Annotated in this window: 21 protein-coding genes; 5 read left to right on the top strand and 16 right to left on the bottom strand. The window is 62.8% G+C overall.

The genetic code is table 11. The annotated features are described in order from the left end of the window. Position 1 precedes the first annotated feature (1 nt). Together BLU48_RS10575 and BLU48_RS10570 are read right to left on the bottom strand one after the other, a co-directional pair. On the bottom strand, positions 2-1348 hold the full coding sequence (locus BLU48_RS10575; RefSeq protein WP_057022298.1) for a DUF6687 family protein: 1347 nt from the start codon (positions 1346-1348) through the stop codon (positions 2-4). Positions 1349-1373: 25 nt separating this feature from the next. Then, a complete protein-coding gene (locus BLU48_RS10570; protein WP_057022297.1) occupies positions 1374-2795 on the bottom strand; it encodes an MFS transporter in 1422 nt (473 codons plus the stop codon). A gap of 198 nt (positions 2796-2993) precedes the next feature. Here BLU48_RS10570 and BLU48_RS10565 point away from each other — a divergent pair, with 198 nt between their 5' ends. Both BLU48_RS10565 and BLU48_RS10560 read left to right on the top strand, forming a co-directional pair. Then, positions 2994-3647, top strand: a complete 654-nt coding sequence (locus BLU48_RS10565; RefSeq protein ID WP_057022679.1) for a helix-turn-helix transcriptional regulator — start codon at positions 2994-2996, stop codon at positions 3645-3647. A gap of 55 nt (positions 3648-3702) precedes the next feature. After that, positions 3703-4605 (top strand): LysR family transcriptional regulator, encoded by a 903-nt coding sequence (locus BLU48_RS10560; RefSeq protein ID WP_057022296.1) that lies wholly within the window; start codon positions 3703-3705, stop codon positions 4603-4605. A gap of 1 nt (position 4606) precedes the next feature. Here BLU48_RS10560 and BLU48_RS10555 read toward each other — a convergent pair whose 3' ends face one another. Continuing rightward, on the bottom strand, positions 4607-5539 hold the full coding sequence (locus BLU48_RS10555) for a cupin domain-containing protein (RefSeq protein ID WP_057022295.1): 933 nt from the start codon (positions 5537-5539) through the stop codon (positions 4607-4609). Positions 5540-5731: 192 nt separating this feature from the next. Here BLU48_RS10555 and BLU48_RS32655 point away from each other — a divergent pair, with 192 nt between their 5' ends. Together BLU48_RS32655 and BLU48_RS10545 are read left to right on the top strand one after the other, a co-directional pair. After that, positions 5732-6184 (top strand): hypothetical protein, encoded by a 453-nt coding sequence (locus BLU48_RS32655; RefSeq protein ID WP_057022678.1) that lies wholly within the window; start codon positions 5732-5734, stop codon positions 6182-6184. Between the two features lie 42 nt (positions 6185-6226). After that, on the top strand, positions 6227-6508 hold the full coding sequence (locus BLU48_RS10545; RefSeq protein WP_057022294.1) for a hypothetical protein: 282 nt from the start codon (positions 6227-6229) through the stop codon (positions 6506-6508). 38 nt (positions 6509-6546) lie between these two features. Here the strand turns inward: BLU48_RS10545 and BLU48_RS31675 are convergent, their stop codons facing one another. Beyond that, a complete protein-coding gene (locus BLU48_RS31675; protein WP_124356126.1) occupies positions 6547-6726 on the bottom strand; it encodes a hypothetical protein in 180 nt (59 codons plus the stop codon). A gap of 198 nt (positions 6727-6924) precedes the next feature. On the opposite strand from BLU48_RS31675, the gene BLU48_RS10540 reads away from it, so the two are divergent. Continuing rightward, a complete protein-coding gene (locus BLU48_RS10540) occupies positions 6925-9237 on the top strand; it encodes an FdhF/YdeP family oxidoreductase (protein WP_057022293.1) in 2313 nt (770 codons plus the stop codon). On the opposite strand, the gene BLU48_RS10535 is transcribed toward BLU48_RS10540, so the two are convergent. The 12 genes from BLU48_RS10535 to BLU48_RS10480 are packed head-to-tail and all read right to left on the bottom strand — an operon-like array spanning position 9209 to position 20693. Further along, positions 9209-9463: a hypothetical protein gene (locus tag BLU48_RS10535; RefSeq protein WP_057022292.1), complete on the bottom strand. Its 255-nt coding sequence runs from the start codon at positions 9461-9463 to the stop codon at positions 9209-9211. The two genes, BLU48_RS10540 and BLU48_RS10535, sit on opposite strands and share 29 nt — an antisense overlap. A 1-nt stretch (position 9464) precedes the next feature. After that, positions 9465-10097 carry a cytochrome c oxidase subunit 3 gene (locus tag BLU48_RS10530; RefSeq protein ID WP_057022291.1) on the bottom strand — a complete coding sequence of 211 codons (633 nt, stop codon included), beginning with the start codon at positions 10095-10097 and terminating at the stop codon, positions 9465-9467. After that, positions 10084-11682, bottom strand: a complete 1599-nt coding sequence (locus BLU48_RS10525) for a cytochrome c oxidase subunit I (RefSeq protein WP_057022290.1) — start codon at positions 11680-11682, stop codon at positions 10084-10086. The genes BLU48_RS10530 and BLU48_RS10525 overlap by 14 nt, the downstream gene beginning before the upstream one ends. Then, the gene (coxB, locus tag BLU48_RS10520) at positions 11679-12611 is read right to left on the bottom strand and encodes a cytochrome c oxidase subunit II (protein ID WP_057022289.1); all 933 of its coding nucleotides are present in this window, start codon (positions 12609-12611) and stop codon (positions 11679-11681) included. Before coxB ends, BLU48_RS10525 begins: the two co-directional genes overlap by 4 nt. Further along, positions 12608-13408 (bottom strand): SCO family protein, encoded by an 801-nt coding sequence (locus BLU48_RS10515; RefSeq protein ID WP_057022288.1) that lies wholly within the window; start codon positions 13406-13408, stop codon positions 12608-12610. Before BLU48_RS10515 ends, coxB begins: the two co-directional genes overlap by 4 nt. Further along, entirely contained in the window at positions 13398-13766 is a 369-nt protein-coding gene (locus tag BLU48_RS10510) for a hypothetical protein (RefSeq protein ID WP_057022287.1), read from the bottom strand. The genes BLU48_RS10515 and BLU48_RS10510 overlap by 11 nt, the downstream gene beginning before the upstream one ends. After that, positions 13756-14754, bottom strand: coding sequence for a hypothetical protein (locus BLU48_RS10505; protein ID WP_057022286.1), 999 nt, complete (start codon positions 14752-14754; stop codon positions 13756-13758). Before BLU48_RS10505 ends, BLU48_RS10510 begins: the two co-directional genes overlap by 11 nt. Continuing rightward, positions 14751-15284: a c-type cytochrome gene (locus BLU48_RS10500; RefSeq protein ID WP_057022285.1), complete on the bottom strand. Its 534-nt coding sequence runs from the start codon at positions 15282-15284 to the stop codon at positions 14751-14753. Before BLU48_RS10500 ends, BLU48_RS10505 begins: the two co-directional genes overlap by 4 nt. Next, positions 15281-15805, bottom strand: a complete 525-nt coding sequence (locus BLU48_RS10495) for a quinol:electron acceptor oxidoreductase subunit ActD (RefSeq protein ID WP_057022284.1) — start codon at positions 15803-15805, stop codon at positions 15281-15283. Before BLU48_RS10495 ends, BLU48_RS10500 begins: the two co-directional genes overlap by 4 nt. After that, positions 15798-17162: an NrfD/PsrC family molybdoenzyme membrane anchor subunit gene (gene nrfD, locus BLU48_RS10490; RefSeq protein WP_057022283.1), complete on the bottom strand. Its 1365-nt coding sequence runs from the start codon at positions 17160-17162 to the stop codon at positions 15798-15800. The genes BLU48_RS10495 and nrfD overlap by 8 nt, the downstream gene beginning before the upstream one ends. After that, entirely contained in the window at positions 17152-20040 is a 2889-nt protein-coding gene (locus BLU48_RS10485; protein ID WP_057022282.1) for a TAT-variant-translocated molybdopterin oxidoreductase, read from the bottom strand. Before BLU48_RS10485 ends, nrfD begins: the two co-directional genes overlap by 11 nt. Then, on the bottom strand, positions 20037-20693 hold the full coding sequence (locus tag BLU48_RS10480) for a cytochrome c3 family protein (protein WP_057022281.1): 657 nt from the start codon (positions 20691-20693) through the stop codon (positions 20037-20039). The genes BLU48_RS10485 and BLU48_RS10480 overlap by 4 nt, the downstream gene beginning before the upstream one ends. Positions 20694-20741: the final 48 nt, after the last annotated feature.

The raw sequence follows: 20741 nt of genomic DNA, 5'->3' as shown, positions 1-20741 counted from the left end.
CTCAACCTGCCCCGCTCGCCGAACCTGAGCGCGATCCGCGCCAGGCGACGGGTGCAACGGCCAGGAACTGCCTCAGCTCCATCAGTAACATCTCGCTCGAGTACCGCGTAGCGCCTGGGTTGGCGCATTTCAACGCCGGCATGATGTTTTCCACGCCGCCGTAGTGCCAGGTACAGCCTTCTCGTTCATCCTGCTGAAGGGCCCGGGTAAAGATCGACAGGTCCCGACGTGGCCGAGGAATTCCTGAAATACGCTCCACCCAGCTCTCGTAACGCTGCCTGACTTCCAGTGCCGCACCGTGGACAATCGCCACGACACCGCAGCGTGTCCGGTTGTGAAAGGCGATGTTCGACAAGCCGAAATAAGGCTGCAGATGGTTCAAATGATCCGAAACGAGCGCAGCCGGCAGATGGAACACCGCCAGATCGACATCCTTGTATTCCACCAGCCGCGTTTCGGGATGGCTCAACAAGCGCTCACTGCGCGCCAGGTGATGCATGCCTTCGACATAGCAATGGGCGTACTGCCCGGGATGCTCCAACACGTGGCCCACCTTCGGCAACACCGCTCGGTAGGTCTGCAGCAAGGCCGTATCGGCATCGAGTACGCCCGGTCGTTTTACTTGGGCCGCCAATGAATTGAGGGTAAAGGCCACTCTCAGCGCTTGGGGCGACGTTCCCCTGGAGAAGTCGCCAAGCCTGGCCACATCAATCAACAAGTCCTGGTGCCGCAGTGCGCTGGCAGGCGACAGAAACGCATAAATCGAAGCCAGCCCATCCAAGTCGAAATGATCGCTAGTGACAATCCTTGCCTCACCCACCGGATTGCCTTCGCGCAGATAACGGAATGCGCTTTGCGTTGACAGGTTGGCTTTATAACGCTGCGGTGTGTGGCTCGATGGCCAATGTGAAAGGGTCAGTAAGGTGGCGGCGTTATCAATGGAGTCCAGCGAGATGTTGGGCACCTGTGCGGTATGCCCCAGCGGTAGATACCGGAACGGGCTGTCCGGGTCGATACCACCGATGGCGTGTTCAATGCCCGCGACCGGATCAGCCTGCGTACGAGCGGGTATGGCCAAGCGACAAAAACCTGCCTTGATCGGTCCACGCACCAGCTCTCCACTGGTGCCGAGGGCATAGCGCAAGCGAGAGAGGTTTTCTCGACGGATATCGCTCGGGTCGTCATTGTTCAAGACCGTCCCACTGCCCCCGATGGCGCTGGGCAAATCAATGAAGTGGTTGTTGACGATGCCGATGGCCCGCCCACCCAGTACTCGGGTTTCAAGGCTGGACAGCTGTGCGGCGATATCCGGATCGGCCACTAACTCAGATGAACACAAGCGCTTCATGCTCGAACTCCCTTCGAAGAAATAATCAGGCCGCATCCAGCGCTGCGCGCTCGGCTTTGCTTCGTATAACCGGCCGGACGCTGACGAATATGAGCAGCGACAGTGCGGCGTACACCCCAAAGAGCCAGGCTGCGGCACTCGATGCACCCGCCACGCCCCCGGGTGAAGAGAAGCCGCCAAGGTTGACGATCATGCCGGCCAATGCGGCCCCGATCGCCGTAGCGATCAGTTGAACCGTGGTGATCGAAGCGCCAGCCAACTCCTTTTCATCCTCGGCCACGCTTTCCAGCACGCGTGTGAGCAGATGCGGCCACGCCAGGCCGATCCCGGCACCGACCGCGAACATTCCCGCACACACGCCTGCCACATTGAGCAGTGATGGATCGAACCGTGGTACGAATACAAACGCCAGTACCAAGCCGGCAACAATGAAGAACGGCGCGATGCCAATGGCACGCAGCGCGGTAGTGGATTTCAGCCCGGAACTGTAAAGCGCCCCCAAGGTCCAGCCCGCCGCCATCAACGCACTGATATAGCCCGCCAGCAACGGTGTCTGCAGGTGCAAAACTTGCAGGAAATACGGCACAAAGACTTCGCTGGTCATGCCGATCACCATCAGGCTCATGGACACGTAAAGCGGCAGTAACGCACCGCGGGCAGCCAGGCCGCCCTTGGGCATCAAGCGCCAAGTCGAGCGGACCTCTATGCGATAAACCAAATAGAGCAGCAAGAAACCCACGGCCAGGCCGAGCACGCTGTAGATCGCCTCAGGCTTGATACTGCCGACCGAAATGGCCAACACCACGGCGCTCAGAAGCACCAGTTGCGCCCACGGCACCCCTACAGGCCGGGAGGTATCCGCGCTTTTCTTCGGTAGCAGTGCCCAGGCCAGTACCATGAACAACGCGGTGACCGGAATCAGGGCCCAGAATGCGGCGCGCCAGGCATCGTACTCGGCGAATACCCCGCCCACCGCAGGCCCGATCAGCGTTGCAGCACCCCACATGCCTGAGATCAGCGCCATCGCCCGTGGCCACAAGGGCTCGGCGAACACCAGACGAATCATCGCGTAAGGCAGCGCGAACAGCAGCCCCCCGCCCAGGCCTTGAATAGTGCGGCCAAGAATCATGACCGCCATATCCGGCGCCAGGCTGCACACCCCGCTGCCAATGGCAAAGATCACCCCGGCCCAGACATACGCGGCCCTGGCGCCCAGGGCCGTGAGGCACTTGGTGGACAGCACCGAGCCAATGATCGAGGCGACCACAAACAAGGTCGTGTTCCAGGCGTAGTAGTCCAGCCCACCGATATCGGCTACCACTGACGGCAGTATGGTTGTCACCAGATAGACGTTGATGGCGTGAAGTGCGACGCCTCCCGCCAACGCCGCAGAGCGTAATCCGTTCTTCCCAAGGAGTAGCGCTGACCAACCTGTAGTAGATGTCATCCTGATATCCAAGTCTGATTAACCTGGGATCACTGTATTACAAAAGATAAACCTTGTGTAATTGGTCTTCCTTTTTTAAGTGATTTTCCTGACCGTCAAAACTGACTATGCTGGCAGGCCCTCGCCCTTATGCAATGGGGTACTCCACAGTCGACGGACGCCAGTGATGCCTTCATTTCCCATGGTTACGCGCAACCTATGACCACCAGAGCTAACGACGACACCCAGGCCTCCACAGCCGATCGCATCCTGTTCATGCTCAAGACCCGTGGCCCCTTGAAGACCACTGAACTGGCGACCCTGCTTGAAGTGACCTTCGAAGCCACCCGGCAGCACATTCAGAAATTGCAGGCGTCAGAGCTGATCACCGGCATTTGCGCACCGACCAGCGGCGCCGGCCGGCCGTCCCTGCGATGGGCGTTGACCGATACCGGCCACGGCAAGTTTCCGGACGCCCACAGCGTGTTGACCCTGCACCTGATCGAATCCATCGAAGGGGTTTTCGGCACCGAGGGGGTCGAGAAAATAATCGCCAGCATGGAAACCACCAATCGACGCGAATACCTTCAGGCCTGCGAGAAAGCCTCATCCCTGGAAGAAAAGGTACGCATCCTGGTGGGCATCCGTGAACGTGCCGGTTACATGGCGCAAATGGAGGCGGCGGGCGACGGCTGGCTGCTGATCGAAAACCACTGCCCGATCTGCGCGGCGGCCCGCAAATGCCAGGGCTTCTGCCGGTCGGAACTGCAGATATTCCGCGCAGCCCTGGGCGACGGCGTCGTGGTCGAGCGTTGTGAATACCTGATTTCCGGGGACCGGCGTTGCGTCTACAGCATCCAGCCGCGCATGTGAGCCGCCCTTCCCCTGTCGCCCTTTAATTGCGCCATGCTCGACAACGAGGCTGCCCTTGGACTATTTCGCCGCCCTCACCGCCTTCGTCGAAGCCGCCGAAGGCAATAACTTCTCCCGCGCCGCCGAGCGTCTGGGCATCAAGGCGTCCACGGTGTCGCGCTACGTGAAGGATCTTGAGCAAGACCTGGGCATCGCGTTGTTCAACCGCTCCACTCGCACGCTGCACCTGACGGAAGGTGGCCAGACCTTCCTGATGCACGCTCGCAGGGTGCTGGATGAGCTGGAACACGCCAAGGCCGCCACCTCGGCGTTGAACCAGCAGCCCCGAGGCTTGTTGAAACTCAACCTGCCGCCGGCATTTGCCCGGCATCACATCCTTCCGGCCTTGAACGATTTTCGCGTGCGCTACCCGCAAATCAGCGTGGAGCTGGTGCTGGATAACGCTCAGGTCAACCTGATCCATGCCGGCGTAGACCTCGCCATTCGCATCGGCGCGCTGGCCGATTCCACGCTCAAGGCCCGCAAACTCAGTGACGGCCGGTACTATGTGGTGGCCAGTCCGGCGTTCGCGATGCAGTACCCGCCCCCGTCAACGCCCACCGACCTGGCCGGCTTGCCTGCCGTAGTGGGTACGACTTCCAGCGCTATCACCTTTGTGAACGGCGACCTGGCGTTACCGCTGATGCATGCCGCCTGTATTCGCATCAACGACCTCGACGCGCAGTTGATCGCTGCGCGCCAAGGCCTGGGCTTTGCGTTGCTGCCGGATTGGCTGGTGGCCCGCAGCATCGACGCCGGCGAGCTTGTGGTGTGGTTGCCGCAGTGGCGCGTTCGCGATGTCGAGCGGGCCTTTGCCGTGTGGTTTGTCTACCCGCCCAAGCGCATCGTGTCGTCCAAGGTCAGGTGTTTTATCGACTTCATCGTTGAGCGACTGGGCCAGGCACCTGACTGGAAATGACTCAACTGAAACGAATATCCAGTGAGCGCAGGTAGGTTTGCAGCCCGGCATCCTGGATCGGGATCAGGAACGCCTCGGTGTCTGATTCATTGAAGTGCGCGTGCCAGTATCCAGGCGGTGTGACAAACGCCAGGCCCGGCGACCAATCCACCCGCTGCGGGTTGCGGATCTGCCCATCCGCATCCAGCTCGGTGCCTACCAGGGAGTAGCACCCCACCGGGCAATCAATGATGAAGTCCAGCGCAATCGACTGATGCCGATGGGGTTTCTGCACCGAGCCCGCCGGCAGGATCCCGTACATTGCCCACAGCACATGGGTCACCGTGCGCGTCTGCGGGAAGTGGCGATTGCCCAGCAGAATGCTGATACGGCTGCGGTCCTGGGCACGGGGATCATCGGCCGCTTCACGCAGTTTTGCGTTGGCCAGTGCCGCGGGGTACAGCGTCGGCGTAAAACGATCTGCGCTGCGTGTCACCCCCAGGTAACGCAATAACGGTTCATCGTGCACATAGTAAAGACGCGCATCCTGGCTTGCGCGAAAGTGCGCCGCCTGCAAGCCGGGCAAGGCGATAAAGCAGCCTTTGGACCATTGAATCTCATATGCCCCCTGGACCACGCTGCCCTCCCCGGCAATCACGTAGAACACCTGGGAGGTCGCATTCGGTTGCAGGCTGAGGGTGTCGCCCCGATTAAGACGCATGAAGTTCGCGCACAGCCCGGGCCCGGTCGCCGGCCCTTCACAGCCCAAGGCGTCGCTGAGGTCCAGCGGTATCACCCGCGAGGGGCCGCTGGCATACAACGAGGCAGGAAAGCTGTGGTAGGGAATCCGCGGGATGAGATTGGCGCTGATGGGGTTGGCCGCCTTGCTGTATTCGAAGTACTCGGCGTCCACTTGGTTCATGTCGCTTGGTGCGGGTTGCAATTCACGGTTCATCAGGCTCACCTCGGTCTGCGCTAGTGAGGGAACTATAGGCATGGCGGCTCAGCGGATTAACCCCTGGCGCTGCACAGCAGTTGTGCAAGATGGGAACGCTGGCAAGCGTTGTGGTGCCTTTCGGTCATTTGGATTGAACGATCATTTACCCAACCTCCTCTATCGCAGGACATGTAAATGGAGGAAGTCAGCATGATCGACTCAGCAACCGGAATGAGACCCGGCCAGCGCTACACCGTGCAAAACCTGGAGCGCACGAAGAATTTCGGTGGATTCTTCCTGGATGGAAAGTACTACCTCGGTCCCGAGCTGATGACTGCGGTGGGATGGCTGGAAGGCCAGAAGTTCCTGTATGACGAATTGGATGCCAACGGCGAGCCGGTGTTTCCCGATCGGGTCGCCGGCACTATCGAAGACCTGACCCTGGTGTTGAACGATGGCGCACGCCTGAAACTGCAGGAAATGCAGGTCGATGCCCCCACGCAGGCGCCTGAATCCGCACCGGCCAGTCAACGCCGGGAAGGGGCCGGCAGGAGAAAAACCAGTCAGCCACCCTACTTACTGATTGCAACAGGCGCCGCCTTGCTGGTAGCCGGCATTGCGATTGCGCGTGCCTGTCGAATGAGCACTCAACGCCGCAGATAACTGCCTGCGCCCCCGCACTCTTAATACGAAAGGTACGCAAGTATGTCTTACGACTATGAAGGTTCTGCAAGTGTCATCACCGCATCACGCCATCTAGGCACCGGCTCCGATGAATGCCTGAATGACTCGGTAGACATCCACATGAGCAGCAGCGGTAAACCCACCGTGGTGCGCCTGGCATTCGATACCACGCTTGAGTGGCCAGGCCACCCGAACTTCGTGACGGTCAATTTGCCCGACGGCACCTCTGTAAGCGGGGTGATTGTTGAGATTCAAAGACCCACCGATGGGCCGGGCTGGGTCACGTTCACTGTGGACGATTAAAACCGCTGCTGGCGGCCCTGCCCCTACAGGGCCGTCGGTCATGCGCCTGATTCAGGGTCCTTGGACGGCCCGCCAGGGGCTACGCCGCCCTGGTCCACATCCGCTTCCCAAGGGCGCTCGACATTCGGGTCCTCGGACTTATCGTTTCGTTTTGCCGTATCAGGGCGTACTTTTTGCCCGGCATGGGTGCCTGGCCCTGGCGATGACGGCTTGTTCATACCTCCCTCCTCGAGCGCGCAGATGCGCCCGTCGATTGCGTTTTCGGGCATACAAGCCTGTGGAGGACAATCGATGTCCCGGGGTTCACTTGCGATAGCCCCCCACAGACAAACGGCAGTCTCCGTCCGGCAATCGGCTCGAACCTTTGCGGTATTCATCCCGTCCCAAGGTTATCCAGCCGAGTACGGGAGCGCCTGATGCTTATTTATCCCAAGAGCCATTACCAGCCCTACACCCATGCCAGCGGAGGGTGGGGCTCGGCCAAGTCGGTGATGAACATTCTCTGGCGCGAACAGGTAGTGGCCAAGGCGCCTGGCGCGTTGTTCAAACAGAACAAACCTGACGGTTTTGCCTGCGTGAGCTGCGCCTGGGCCAAGCCCGGGCGCCCTCACCTGCTCGAATTCTGCGAGAACGGTGCCAAGGCCACGGCCTGGGAACTGACGTCGCGCAAGACCGACCCAGGTTTTTTCTCCGCGCACACCTTGAGTGAGTTGCGCCAATGGTCGGATTACGCGCTTGAACAGCATGGCCGCCTTACCCATCCGCTGCGCTATGACCCGCAAAGTGACCGTTACCAGCCAACGTCCTGGGAAGAAGCCTACCGGGATATCGGCGCGCAACTCAAGGCGATGGACCCTGCCAGCGTGGTGTTCTACGCCTCCGGGCGGGCTTCTTTGGAAACCTCGTTCATGTACCAGTTGTTCGCCCGTGCCTACGGCAGCAACAACCTGCCCGACAGCTCGAACATGTGCCACGAGAGCACGTCCGTGGGGTTGCAGGAAAGCATCGGCGTGCCAGTCGGCACCGTGACCCTGGCCGACTTCGAGCATACCGACGGCGTGTTTTTCTTCGGCCAGAACGTGGGCAGCAACAGCCCGCGCATGCTGCATCAATTGCAGGACGTGCGCCGGCGCGACGTGCCGATCATCACCTTCAACCCCTTGCGCGAGCGCGGCCTGGAGCGCTTCGTCAATCCACAGTCGCCGAGCGAAATGCTCACGCCCGACTCGACCTTGATCAGTACCCAGTATCACCAAGTCGCCATTGGCGGGGATACGGCGGCCATCACCGGCATCGCCAAAGCCCTGCTGGAAATGGATGACCGGGCAACCGAGCAAGGCACGCCCGCCGTGCTCGATTACGACTTCATTGCCAGCCACACCGAAGGTTTCGAAGGCTTCACCACTTTCGTGCGGCGTTGTTCCTGGGCGCAGTTGGAACATAAAAGTGGCCTCACCCGTGGCGCACTGGAGGCGGCTGCGACCGTCTATGCCAGGTGCCAGCGCGTGATGTTTGTCTATGGCATGGGGCTCACCCAGCATCGGCATGGGGTGACCAATGTGCAGATGCTGGTCAACCTGCTGCTGTTGCGCGGCAATATCGGCAAACCAGGCGCGGGTATCTGCCCGGTGCGGGGGCATTCCAATGTGCAGGGCCAACGCACGGTCGGCATCACCGAAGACCCGAAAAAAGTCCCCGTGGAGCTGATCGAGCAGCACTTCGGTTTCAAGGTACCGCAACAAATGGGCCTGTGTACGGTGGATGCCTGCGAAGGCATTCTCGAGGGGCGCGTGCGCGGCTTTATCGGCCTGGGTGGCAATTTCCTGCGGGCGATTCCCGACACCTCGCGCATGGAGCCGGCCTGGCAGCAACTGCACCTGAATGTACAGGTGGCGACCAAGCTCAACCGCACCCACCTGCTGCCGGCCGCTAACATGTGGCTGCTGCCGTGCCTGGGCCGCATCGAAATCGACCGCCAGAATGGCGTTGCACAAACCTACACCACCGAAGACAGCACCGGCTGCATTCATGGCTGGCGCGGCAGCGCCGAGCCGGTGGGCCCGCACGTACGCGCGGAGGCGAGCATTGTGGCTGGCCTGGCCATGGCTACCCTGCCCCCTGGCAACACCATCGACTGGCAAGCCTGGAGCACCGATTATGCCAAGGTCAGGGCGGCCATTGGCCGCGTCTACCCGCAGATCTTCCATGACATGGAAACCCGCATGGCCGAGCCCGGCGGCTTCCATCGGCCGATTGCTGCTGCCGAGCGCCAGTGGCTGACCCCGACCGGCAAGGCGCAGTTCATTACCCCTGTCACCCTGGCCGAAGACGATGACGTGAACCTTGCGCAACCTGCACGTGACGTACTGCAACTGATGACGCTGCGCAGCAATGATCAGTTCAATACCACCATTTATGGTTATGAGGACCGTTTTCGCGGGGTCAGCGGAACCCGCGAAGTCATCTTCATGCACTGCAACGACATCGTGCGCCTGGGCTTCGCGGTCGGCCAGCGGGTCATGCTGACCACCGCCATCGAGCCTGAGGTCAAGCGCCAGGTCGGGCCGTTCGAGATCATTGCCTATGACATTCCCGAAGGTTGCGCTGCGGCCTACTATCCGGAGTGCAACCCGTTGGTGCCGCTCTGGCACCATGCCGAACGCAGCAAGGTGCCGGCCGCCAAATCGGTGCCGGTCAGGCTCAGCGCGTCGCCACTTCCCCGAGGATAAATACCACCATCACCAGCAGCCACAACAGGTAGACCCAACCAAACAGCCGCGCCCAGCCGCGATGACGGTAAAGGCCCAGGTAAAACCACAACAGCAACAGGCACTGCGCGGCGGCGGCAAGCATGATCACCGCCCCCAGCCGCGGCCAGTACAGCGCGCAAGCCAGCTGCAACGCCAGCAACAGCAGCAACCCGGCATACACCTTGACCGCGCCCGCCCTGCTCATCTCAGCGCCCGACCAAATACAGCGTGGGGAACAGCACAATCCAGATGGCATCCACCAGGTGCCAATACAGCGCGGTCATCTCCAGGCGCGTCGAGGCTTGCCGAGGCGCCAGCGCGCAGCGCCCCAGGGCGCGGTAAAGCCAGAGCGCCAGGCCGACGGCCACCAGCACATGCACGCCGTGCAGCGCCGTGGCGAGCAGGTACAGGTTCATGAACAGTTGCGCCGAGGGCAGTTGCCACGGTGCGCCCTGGCTAAAGCCGGGCAGCACGCCTTCGTGCCATTCCAGGCCATATTCAACCCCCTTTAGCCCGAGGAACAGCAAGCCAAGCAGCGCCGCGCCGAGCAGGTGTCGACGTATCCGATGCGGGCGTTTGGCGGCCATCGCCAGCGTCATCAGCAGGCTGCTGGTCAGCAACAGCACGGTGTTGGCCGACGCAAGCAGGTAATGCAGCTTCGCCACTGCCTGGGCTACGCCATCGGGATGCTGCAAGCGCAAGAACCACGCCACCAGGATCAGGCTGCCGAACATCATCGCTTCGCTGGCCAGGAACAGCCACATGCCCAGGCGTGCGGCATCGCGTTGCTGGGCAAAGGCTGCAAAAGGCGCGGCGGGCCGCTCATCAAAGCGGATCACGACGGGCCTCGGGGGAATAGTCGTAGGCTTCGAAATCCACGCTCACCGGGCCGGCGAAATTGTGCGTTGGCGGCGGTGAGGCCACGCGCCACTCAAGCCCGGCGGCCTCCCAAGGGTTGATTGGGGCCCGCTCGCCCCAGCGCAGCGAGCCCAGCAAATAGAAGAACGGCAGCACATAGGCCAACGCCAGGATCGACGCACCGGCCGATGACAGCACATTGAGGAACTGAAAATCCGCATCGTAACTGTGGTAGCGCCGGGGCATGCCCAGATAGCCGAGCAGGAACTGCGGGAAGAACGTCAGGTTGAACCCGCAGAAAATCAGGATCGCTGTGATCTTGCCCCACAGCTGCGAGTAGAGCCTGCCGGTGATTTTCGGCCACCAGAAATGCAGCGCACCGAAGTAGCCTGCCACTGCCGCACCGACCATGATGTAGTGGAAGTGCGCGACCACAAAATAGGTATCGTGGGCATGCAGGTCCGCCGCCAGCAGCGCCAGGAATAGCCCGGTTACCCCGCCGATGATGAACAGGCCGATAAAGGTCAGGGCGAACAGGAAAGGGGCATGCAGGGTCAGGTCGCTCTTGTACAGCGTGGCGCTCCAGTTGTATGCCTTGATCGCCGATGGAATGGCCACCAGGAAGCTCAACAGCGAGAACACCAGGCTGGCATACATCGACTGCCCGGCCACGAACATATGGTGGCCCCATACCAGAAAGCCGATCACTGCGATGGCCACGCTGGACCAGGCGACAAAGCGGTAGCCGAAGATGCGTTTGTGCGCAGCCGCCGTGATCAGCTCACTGACCACCCCCATGGCCGGCAGGATCATGATGTACACCGCCGGATGGCTGTAGAACCAGAACAGGTGCTGGAACAGCAGCGGATCGCCGCCCAGGTTCGGGTCGAACACACCGATATTGAACAGGTGCTCGGCGGCCACCAGCAACAGGGTGATCGCCAGCACCGGCGTGGCCAGCACCAGGATGATCGAGGTGGCATACATCGACCAGATAAACAGTGGCAGGCGCATCCAGGTCATGCCCGGCGCACGCAGGGTGTGGACGGTGACGATGATATTGATACCGGTGAAGATTGACGAAAACCCGGCGATGAATACGCCGCAGATCACCGCCACCACGTGGCCGTTGCTGAACATGGTCGACAGCGGTGTGTAAAAGGTCCAACCGGTGTCGACCCCGCCCAGCAGCAGCGCAAGCAGGGTGAACAGGCCACCGCCGAGCAGCAGGTACCAGCTGAACAGGTTCAGGCGCGGGAATGCCATGTCCTTGGCGCCGATCATGATGGGCACAAGGAAGTTGCCGAACACACTGGGGATCGAAGGAATCAGAAAGAACCAGACCATGATCACCCCGTGCAGGGTGAACGCCCGGTTGTAGCCGTCGGCGGTCAGCAGGTCGCCTTCGGCGGTGACCAGCTCAATACGGATCAGGCTGGCCGCCAGCCCGCCGGCAAAGAAAAAGAAGGTCACGGTGAGCATGTACAACACCGCGATACGCTTGTGGTCGCCGGTCAACAACCAGGCGCGCAGCCCCTGGGCATGCAGATAGCTGGGTGGGCTCATCGAGTTTCTCCGGGCAGTGCGCGCAGATAGGCCACCAGGCGCTGCACGGCTTCTTCGTCCAACAGGTTGCTGTAGGTCGGCATGATCGGCAGATAACCCGCCACTTGCTGTTTTTGCGGCAGCAGGATGCTGTCGCGCAGATACGCTTCATCGGCCTTGACCTGGCTGCCGTCGGCCAGTTGTACCGTGCGGTTGAATACACCTGCCAGGGGCGGCGCGTTGCCCGAATCATGGCAGCTGCCGCAGCCGTATTGGCGATACAGCGTCTCGCCCTGGCTGACGAGGTCGGCAGCACTGCCGTTGTCGCTCAGCCAGCGTTCGTAGTCGGCCGGGTCCAGCACCACCAGGCGCGCAAGCATGGCGGCATGGTCGGTGCCACAGTATTCGGCGCAGTACACCTCATAGGTGCCGCTGTGTTCGGCCTGGAACCACAACATGCTGTAGCGCCCCGGCAGCACATCCTGCTTGATGCGCAGGCTGGGGAAAAACAGGCTGTGGATCACGTCCTCGGAAATCATCGTCAACTTTATCGGGCGCCTGGCGGGCACATGCAGCGTGTTGATTTCGCGTTGCCCGCCCAGGTGCTGGAATTTCCACATCCATTGCCGGGCGGTGACCTGCACTTGCAGGGCGTTGTCCGGCGGCGTGCGGGCAATGAAGAACAACCGTGCGGAAAACAGAAACACCACCAACGAGCCAATGAACGGCAGGATAATCCACGCCAGTTCGATGGGCAGGTTGCTTTGCGGACGGTGGTCGCGATCCGCCGGACGACCGCGCCGATAGCGCCAGATAAACACCCACAACGCGACGAACACCGGCAGCACAAACAAAGCCATCATCGCGGTGAAGCCAATCACCAGCCAATCTACCGAGACCGCGTAGTCCGAGGCTTGCGCCGGCCAAAGGCGCAGGAACTGTTCGTTCATCCCATCCCCCGCCGTTCACGCCGCACGGTCACCGCAATAAACAGGCCGAGCAGCAGCACCGTCGCCGTTCCCGCCACCTGCAACAGCAGGATGATCCGGCTGCTATAGGTGCCACTCTGTGGGTCGTAGTGGTAGCACAGCAGCAACAGTTGCTCCTTGATCGCGCCAAGCTTGCCCTGCCCCGCCTCAGTCAGCGCCAGGCGCAAATCGCTGGCTTGATAGCCCAGGCCATAGAGCCAGCGCGACAGCCGTCCATCCGCGGTCACCACGGCCACCGCTGAACTGTGGGCGTACTGCTGTTGCCCAGGGTCGAAGCGATAGCCGAAGCCGATGGAGTCGGCCAAGGCGTGGCTCGCGGCGGCATCACCGGTGAGCAGGTGCAAGCCGGCGGCGTTGGCCAGCGTGGGCCAGTGCTGGCTGAGCTTGGCCAGTTCTTCCCGGGCAGCGCTGGGGTCTTCGCGGGGGTCGAAGCTGAAGGCGATCACCTGGAAGTCACGCCCCAGTCGATAGGGTTGGTTGGCCAGTTGACTGAACAAGGTCGTGAGCGCCGCCCCGCAGACATTCGGACAACGGAAATACAACGGTACCAACAGCGTCGGTTGGCCCTTGAGTAAATCCCCAAGGCGCACGGAGCGCCCCTGTTGATCGGTGAAACGGCTGTCCAGTGCCAGTGGGCTACCCACTCGGCTGCTGTCGATACCCGCGGCGGCAAAGGGATCGAAGCCTTGGGCCAGGCCCTGTTGCGACAACAGCGTACACAGCAGCAACAGCGTCAGGAGTGCGCGTTCAATGCCCATGGACGACCTCCTCGGGCGTGGGCCAGCCGCGCTCGAGCAGCAACTGCCGGGCCTGCTCCAGGGGCAGGTGGACAATGCCCTGCGTGCGGTCGACCCAGCCGTAACTGTCGAGTTGCAGCCGTTGGCGCGCGATTTGCTGTTCGCCGGCGAGCCGCGGGTTGGCTTGCAAACGCGGCTCGGGTGGCAGCACGCGTTGGCTTTCCAGGCTGCTCATGGGGGGCTGGCGCACGTGCTGGCGATAGCTGCCTAACAACCAGGCGACGCCGCCCAGCACCAACGCGATTGCCATGCACAACAACAGGATCACGCGCCCGGCTTTTTTGCCGTCAAAGCGGTTGGGTTGGTAATCAGCAGTCATGGCGCCCCCTTTGCCATTGCCGATGCCACCAGGCGCCCAGGCCAATGGCGTAGACACCCTGGCAAAGCACGGCGGTCAGCACTGTGCCGCCGGCTGCCTCGGGGAAGATCGACGGCAAGGTGATCCAGATCGACTCGACTGCGCCCAGCAGCAGGATCGCCGCACAGCCCCACTGCAACGCCCACATCCGCGTGCCCCAGGGTGAGGCGAGCAGCGCCAGGCAAGCCAGTTGCCCAACCATCAGCAACGCGCTCAGCACGCCCCACAACCCGGGTTGGCGCAGGCGATACCAGTGGGTTTCATGGGCCAGGTCCACCGACCAGATAATCAGGTACTGGATAAAGTGCACATACACCCAGAACGCCAGCGCCCCGACCAGCAGGCCGCGCAATATCACGCATTGCCGCGCCGGCAACAGCACCACGTTCCAGCACAACACGCACAAACCGGCGAACGCCAGGCCATCGATCAGCTGCCGGGCAATCAACAACAGCCCGAACAGGCTGGAGACAAACCCCGGCAGCAGGGACATCACCCAATCCACCGCTGCCAGGCTGGCCACCAGCGCATAGATAATCAGCCCCATCGCGCTGCGCCGGCCTGCCCAACCGCGTATCCACCAGGCCAGACCGCCATACACCAGCGTGCGCAGCACGAAAGACCCAGGTGATAACCACAGGCCGCGAAAACCCTCAAGGTCCTGGCCGACCCAGGGATACACCCAGGCCATCGCCAGCATGACCGGCAGCATCATCGGCACGATCAACACCACCGCGCCCGAACCCAGGCGGCTGCCGGGGGCCAGGAGCGCTTGCCAGCGGCCACTGATCAAGGGCGTCAACAATGTGAGCAGCAGGCACCCCAGCACAATACTGCTGGCATTCACCGCCGCCGCCAGCGCGCCAGCCCCCACCCACGCCGGTTGCCACAGCCCGAGCAGCGCGAGCCCCAAGGCAGCGACAACGCCAAGCCGCAGCAGCCCTTTCATTGGCCTTGGTCCTCGAACGCCTGGCGCAGTGGCGGCGGCAAGCTGTCGAGTTCGGCACGCTGGCTCAATTGCAGCAGCCGCAGGTGAGCAACAATGGCCCATCGCTCATCGGGCTGGATGCGCGATTCATAGCCCTGCATCAAGCCGTGACCCTGGGCGATGACCTGCATCAGCCGAGCGTCGCTGGCGTGCAACAACCGCGGCTCGGTAAAGGCCGGCGGCGCGGGAAAACCGCGCCCGACCACTAGACCGTCGCCATGGCCGCCGAGGCCATGGCAGGGAGTACAAAACACCCGGTAGCCCTCCTCACCCCGGGCAAGCAACGCCGCACTCATCAGCGGGCGCTGCTGCACGGTCGCCTCCCGCTGCAATTGCCCGCGCGCCACGCTGCCGGCAGGCGGTTGGCGGGTGCTCAGGCCATCGGCGTATAAGGCGCCGGGCCGTTGCTCCAGCATTTTGGCCTGGCGTGACATGTCATCGCAGCCACTGCACAGCAGCGCCAGGCCCAGCCCCCATAGCCAGGGTTTCATGGCTGCACCTCGTGCACGCTGAGGGCCTGCTCGGCCAACAAGGCGCGGGTCCGTTGAAGATCGAACAACGGGTCGCAGGCATCGATAAACAAGAAGAAGCCGTCGTCACAGGCGTGCTCGAAGCCCTGGCTTGCAAACAACGGGTGATGCAGACGTGGCAGGCCCATGCCTATCAAGGCCGTGAGCACCGCTGCGACTGCGGCGAATACCACGGCAAACAAGAAGGTCACGACTGGCAGCAACGGCAGCGCCACCAAGGGCCTCCCGCCGACATTCAACGGGTAAACCCACACAGCGCCAATCTGCATCAGCAGCGCCACTACCACGCCTACCACTGCGCCCACACAAGCCATGGGTGGCACACGGCTGGCCCTGGCGGCGAGTACCGGCTCCAGGGACTCCAACCCAAAGGGCGCGAACCCATCCAGGCGTCGATAACCCAGCTCCCAGGCGCGCAGGCCGGTATCCACCAAGGGCCGTGGCGCAGGGTATCGGGCAAGCAACCCCAGGCACTCAGTCATCGCCGCGCTCCTGATGCAGCGCCTGCTTGACCTCAAACGCAGAAACCATGGGCAGATAGCGCAAAAACAAGCTATAGGGCACCAGGAACATACCGAAGCTTCCCACGAACAGCGCCCAGTCCCAGCGTGTCGGTGAATAATCGCCCCAGCTGGACACCAACAGGTCCCGGGTTTGGGGCGGCACCAGCAACATGAAGCGCTCGGCCCACATGCCCAGCAACACAGCGACGGCCACCAGGGCCAAGCGTGACGGGTGCCGCCGTACCTGACGCCACCACAGCGCTTGAAGCACCCCGACATTGCACAGGATGGCCAACCAGAAACTCCAGGCGTGCGGGCCGCCGAGACGGGTGAGCAATACGTCGATTTCATGGGGGTCGCCGCTGTAGAACGGCATGAACAGATCGGCCAGATAGCCGTAGGCCGTCAGCCAGCCGGTGGCCAGCAACAGGCGGCCGAGCATGTCCAGGTGGCGGACGGTGATCAGGCTTTCAATACACAGCATCCAGCGCACCACAATCGCCAGCAATACCACCATGGCGAATCCGGAAAACACCGCGCCGGCGACGAAATACGCGGGGAACAAGGTCGAGTGCCAGCCGCTCTGGGTGCCCATGGTCAGCAGAAACGAGTAGCCGCTCGACACCGCGAACACCAGCGGTATCGCCAATAGCGCCAAGACCCGCGTGGCCTGTCGCCACAACGCCCAGTGGCGCTGCGAGCCACGCCAGCCCAATGCGAGCAAGCCGTAAAAGACTTGTCGCATCCGTGTGCTGGCGCGGTCACGGGCAGTGGCGAAGTCCGGAATGGCACCGACCCACAGGAACAGCAGCGATACCGTCAGGTAAGACAGGATGGCAAACATGTCCCAGGCGGTCGGGCTCTTGAACTGCGGCCACAGGCCCATTTCGTTCGGATAAGGCATGGTCCAGTAGAACAGCCACGGGCGGCCCAGGTGCAGGATCGGGTACAGCGCGGCGCAGATCACTGCCATCAACGTCATCAGCTCCGCCAAGCGATTGAGAGTATGTCGCCAAGGTCGCTCGATCAGCAGCAGCAACGCCGAGATAAAGGTGCCCGCGTGGCCGATGCCCAGCCACCAGATGTAATTGAGAATGCCGAACCCCCAATGCACCGGCTGATCATTACCCCACAGGCCAATGCCACCGGCCAACAACACGGCGGCGCAACCCAGGTACATCAGCAACAGCGCGACGCCCAGACCAAATAACCAGCGCCAGGCCACTGGCCGGGGGAACTGCTGCAACGGCCCGAACACCTGCCGCGACACCTGCGCATCACTCAGGTCCTTGGGCAGAAAATGCGCGGTGTCGTGCAGCAGCGGCTCAGCTTGCATCGCCAGTGCCCTCCTCTTCGATGCGCGCCAGGTAGCTGGTGCGTGGCCGGGTGCCGAGGGCGTCGAGCAAGCGGTAATGGCGCGGGTCCCGGCGCGCCTGGCTGACATCACTGGCGGGGTCGGCAATGTCCCCAAACCTGATCGCCTGGCTGGGGCATGTCTGCTGGCAGGCGGTGACCACGCTGGACGGATCAAAGGCTGCGGCCTGTTGTTTATCTTCGATTCGTGCGGCGCTGATGCGTTGGATGCAGTAAGTGCACTTCTCCATAACACCCCGGGAGCGCACCGTGACCTCGGGGTTACGCTGGGCCTGGATCGACGGTGCGGCGTTGGCGCTCCAGTCCAGCCAATTGAAGCGACGAACCTTGTACGGACAATAAGCGGCGCAGGTGCGGGTGCCGATGCAGCGGTTGTAGACCATCTGGTTGAGGCCATCGCGGCTGTGCACCGTGGCGTTGACCGGGCAGCCGGTTTCGCAGGGCGCCTGTTCGCAGTGCATGCAGGGCAAAGGTTGGAAGCGCGAGCGCGGTGCATCCAGGGAGCCCTGGTAGTAATGGTCGATCCGCAGCCAGTGCATGTTGCGGCCCCGGGCGACCTGTTCGGCGCCTACCACGGCGATATTGTTCTCGGCCTGGCAGGCGACGACGCAGGCATTGCAGCCGGTACACAGGTCCAGGTCGATGACCATGCCCCACTGCGGGCCACTGTCGGCAGCCGGGCTGTAGAGCGACACGGGGATGGTTTGGCCTGGCAGGTGCGGCGCATCGCGCGCGACTACGCGGATGGGCGGCTCGTCTTCATCGGGGAGCTGGTGATGGGCCTGGGTCGTGGCCAACCGATAGTGCTCCCCCGTGACCCGCAGCTTGGCGTCGGCCGCAAGTGCCTGAATCGGCCTGACGGCGTACCCCAGGTCATTGCCGACCCGCCCGGCGCGGGTTCGACCGTAGCCGGCATACAAGGCGATTACCTCATCGGCCTGGCCTGGTTCAACCCAAGCCGGGCCACGCAGGGTCTGGCCGGTCAGGCTCACCTCGACCCCGTCGCCATTGCCCACGCCCAATCGCTCGGCCAGGCGCGGGGAAAGCCCGACCACATTGCTCCAGGTAAGGGTGCTGATGGGCTTGGGCAATTCCTGCAACCATGCGCAATTGGCAAACCGCCCATCCCAGATAGTCGGGTCGGGACGCACCAGCGCTTGCAGGCCGTCCCTGTCACTCAGGGCCAGCGACGCAGCCGCTGTGCCCGGGTTGCGCACCGCCACCGACGGCGCGGCAGTTTCGATCCAACCCTGCGCCAGGGCCTGGCGCCATTGCGCCTCGGGAATGTGCGCCCAGGTGGCCCGTACAAGCGCCAAGCCATCGGCCTCGGCGGCGCTCATCAGCAACTCGAGCACCTGGTGCAGCGTGCGTGTCGCATACAGCGGCTCGATCAATGGCTGGACGATACAGGCGCTGCCATCCGCTGCGCGGGCATCGCTCCAGCCGTCCAACCCATGGTTAAGCGGCAAGTGCCAATGGCACTGCGCGGCGCTTTCGTCGTAGTAAAGCCCTGCGTGCAGGCGCATGGGAACTTGCTGCAATTGGGCCGGCAACGCTGACAGCTGTACCGGGTTGCAGTCGAGCATGACCAGATGGCTCACGCGTTCCTCTTGCAGCGCTTGGGCCAGCTGTTGCAGCGACGCCCATTGGCGTTGAGGCTCGTAGCCCAGCAGGCTTGGGGCTTGCAAGTCCAGGGTTCGCCCCAGGTGGCCAAGGCGCTGGTTCAGGCGCAAGACCTGCGCTTGCAAGGCTTCGGGTGCCTGGGAGCTGATGCCGATCAGCCCACGCCCCGGATGCGCCTTGAGCGCCGCCACGGCCAGGTCCAGCCACTGGCGCTGCGCCGCCGTCAGGCGCGGCGTGCCCGGCAGGGTTTCGCCCAGGGCCTGGCTCAAGGCCAGTAGCATGTCCGGCAGGCGTGACGGTGGCATCGGCAAGCGTGCCGTGGCGGCGGCTCCAGTGAGAGTCGGAACGCTTTCAGCCACGAACGACAAGGCCGCACCCTCGCCTTTGGCGGCCCGGCGCCGGCGCTCGGCCCAGCCGCTCTGCCGCACAGTCTGGTAGGGGCCGCAGCCCAAGGGGTCATAGTCCAGGCATACCAGCACTTGGGCATGCTCCAAGTGCACGCGCGCCGTCAGCGGCTGACCAAACAGCTGTTCGCTGGCGACCATGGCGGTGGTCTCGGCAAAGGCTTCGCCGTGATACAGCCGCGCCTCGGGCCAACGTTTTTGCAGTTGCTCGAACTGGCGCTGGAGGGTCGGCGAACTGCTGGCGCCGCAGACGATATGCAAGCCTTTGCCGTGAAGGCGATCCAACGCCTGCCGCTCCTGGGACAGCGCTGCGCGCACCTGCGCCCAACTGGTTTCGCGGCCCCGCCAGCGGGGTGCCTGGGAGCGATCAGGATCGTAGAGCTGCAGGATCGCCGCCTGGGTGAAGGCATCACAGGCACCGCCAGACATTGGATGTGCTGGGTTGCCCTCCAGCTTGATCGGGCGCCCGGCCTGGGTCTTGGCCAATACCGGTTGTGCCACGCCAGCCAATGACACGGCGGTGGCATACCAGGCCGCCACGCCGGGGGTCAGGGTGGCCGGCTGGTGAACGGCGGTAATGGCTTGTTCCGGGGCTTTGCCGCACGCCGCCAGCCCCGCCATTGCCAGGGAGGCGGCCATCAGTTGCAGGAAACCGCGGCGGTCCAGCAACGGCGCTACCCCGGGAAACTCGGCCTCCATCAGCGCCTGCACCTCGGGGGACGCAGACAGTGCCTCAAGCCCGCGCCAATAGGCCCGGCCCTTGAGTCCGGCGAGCTGCCCACGCAAAGCGACAAAGTCCAGTGGCGCGCTCATCGATGACAGACCCCGCAATCGGTAAGGCCCTTCACCTCGATACCGCGTGCACGCATCAGTCGCTCACCCAACTGGCGTCGATCCTCATCGGTGTGCCATTGCAGGTTGGTCACTTGCTCTGGAGGGCGCAAGTGCGGTGCCGGGTCACGGTGACAGGCCAGGCATTCGCCCATGTTCAACGGCTGCGCCTTGAACAGCAGTTGCATACGGTCCACCCGGCCATGGCATTCATTGCAGCCCACCCCCGCATTTACATGCACGCCGTGATGGAAGTACACGTAGTCCGGCAATTCAACGACGCGCTGCCAGTGCAAGGGTTTATGTTCACGCAGGCTCTTGCGCAACGGTTCGAGCACGTCGGCGTTTTTCCATACCTGGGAATGGCAGCTCATGCAGGTTTCGGTGGCTGGCAGGCTGGCCATGGCCGAGGTCTGCACCGCGCTGTGGCAGTAGCGGCAATCAATCTTCAGTTCGCCGGCATGGTGGGCATGACTGAAGGGCAAGGGCTGTTCAACCACCCAGTTGCGTCCAGTGCGGTAATCGGTGCTCTCCAGGGTCAATGCCACAAGCAAGCCTCCCGAGAGGCCGACGATGAGTAACAGCAGTCCCACGCGCAACCAGGTGTCGGCCGAGCGACTGAAAATCTGCGTCATCGCCGGATTCTCATATCCATGTCCTTACAGCGACGGCTGCGCCAGCGC

Source organism: Pseudomonas synxantha (assembly GCF_900105675.1).
GTDB classification, from domain to species: domain Bacteria; phylum Pseudomonadota; class Gammaproteobacteria; order Pseudomonadales; family Pseudomonadaceae; genus Aquipseudomonas; species Aquipseudomonas synxantha.
The sequence above is the reverse complement of the archived record's forward strand: the minus strand, read 5'-3'. Positions and strand labels throughout refer to the sequence as shown.

What these genes read in the sequence shown, in the direction of transcription:
- BLU48_RS10575 (WP_057022298.1), bottom strand. Translation starts at nt 1,348, where the DNA reads ATGAAGCGCTTGTGTTCATCTGAGTTAGTGGCCGATCCGGATATCGCC.
- BLU48_RS10570 (WP_057022297.1), bottom strand. Translation starts at nt 2,795, where the DNA reads ATGACATCTACTACAGGTTGGTCAGCGCTACTCCTTGGGAAGAACGGA.
- BLU48_RS10565 (WP_057022679.1), top strand. Translation starts at nt 2,994, where the DNA reads ATGACCACCAGAGCTAACGACGACACCCAGGCCTCCACAGCCGATCGC.
- BLU48_RS10555 (WP_057022295.1), bottom strand. Translation starts at nt 5,539, where the DNA reads ATGAACCGTGAATTGCAACCCGCACCAAGCGACATGAACCAAGTGGAC.
- BLU48_RS32655 (WP_057022678.1), top strand. Translation starts at nt 5,732, where the DNA reads ATGATCGACTCAGCAACCGGAATGAGACCCGGCCAGCGCTACACCGTG.
- BLU48_RS10545 (WP_057022294.1), top strand. Translation starts at nt 6,227, where the DNA reads ATGTCTTACGACTATGAAGGTTCTGCAAGTGTCATCACCGCATCACGC.
- BLU48_RS31675 (WP_124356126.1), bottom strand. Translation starts at nt 6,726, where the DNA reads ATGAACAAGCCGTCATCGCCAGGGCCAGGCACCCATGCCGGGCAAAAA.
- BLU48_RS10540 (WP_057022293.1), top strand. Translation starts at nt 6,925, where the DNA reads ATGCTTATTTATCCCAAGAGCCATTACCAGCCCTACACCCATGCCAGC.
- BLU48_RS10535 (WP_057022292.1), bottom strand. Translation starts at nt 9,463, where the DNA reads ATGAGCAGGGCGGGCGCGGTCAAGGTGTATGCCGGGTTGCTGCTGTTG.
- BLU48_RS10525 (WP_057022290.1), bottom strand. Translation starts at nt 11,682, where the DNA reads ATGAGCCCACCCAGCTATCTGCATGCCCAGGGGCTGCGCGCCTGGTTG.
- coxB (WP_057022289.1), bottom strand. Translation starts at nt 12,611, where the DNA reads ATGAACGAACAGTTCCTGCGCCTTTGGCCGGCGCAAGCCTCGGACTAC.
- BLU48_RS10515 (WP_057022288.1), bottom strand. Translation starts at nt 13,408, where the DNA reads ATGGGCATTGAACGCGCACTCCTGACGCTGTTGCTGCTGTGTACGCTG.
- BLU48_RS10510 (WP_057022287.1), bottom strand. Translation starts at nt 13,766, where the DNA reads ATGACTGCTGATTACCAACCCAACCGCTTTGACGGCAAAAAAGCCGGG.
- BLU48_RS10505 (WP_057022286.1), bottom strand. Translation starts at nt 14,754, where the DNA reads ATGAAAGGGCTGCTGCGGCTTGGCGTTGTCGCTGCCTTGGGGCTCGCG.
- BLU48_RS10500 (WP_057022285.1), bottom strand. Translation starts at nt 15,284, where the DNA reads ATGAAACCCTGGCTATGGGGGCTGGGCCTGGCGCTGCTGTGCAGTGGC.
- BLU48_RS10495 (WP_057022284.1), bottom strand. Translation starts at nt 15,805, where the DNA reads ATGACTGAGTGCCTGGGGTTGCTTGCCCGATACCCTGCGCCACGGCCC.
- nrfD (WP_057022283.1), bottom strand. Translation starts at nt 17,162, where the DNA reads ATGCAAGCTGAGCCGCTGCTGCACGACACCGCGCATTTTCTGCCCAAG.
- BLU48_RS10485 (WP_057022282.1), bottom strand. Translation starts at nt 20,040, where the DNA reads ATGAGCGCGCCACTGGACTTTGTCGCTTTGCGTGGGCAGCTCGCCGGA.
- BLU48_RS10480 (WP_057022281.1), bottom strand. Translation starts at nt 20,693, where the DNA reads ATGACGCAGATTTTCAGTCGCTCGGCCGACACCTGGTTGCGCGTGGGA.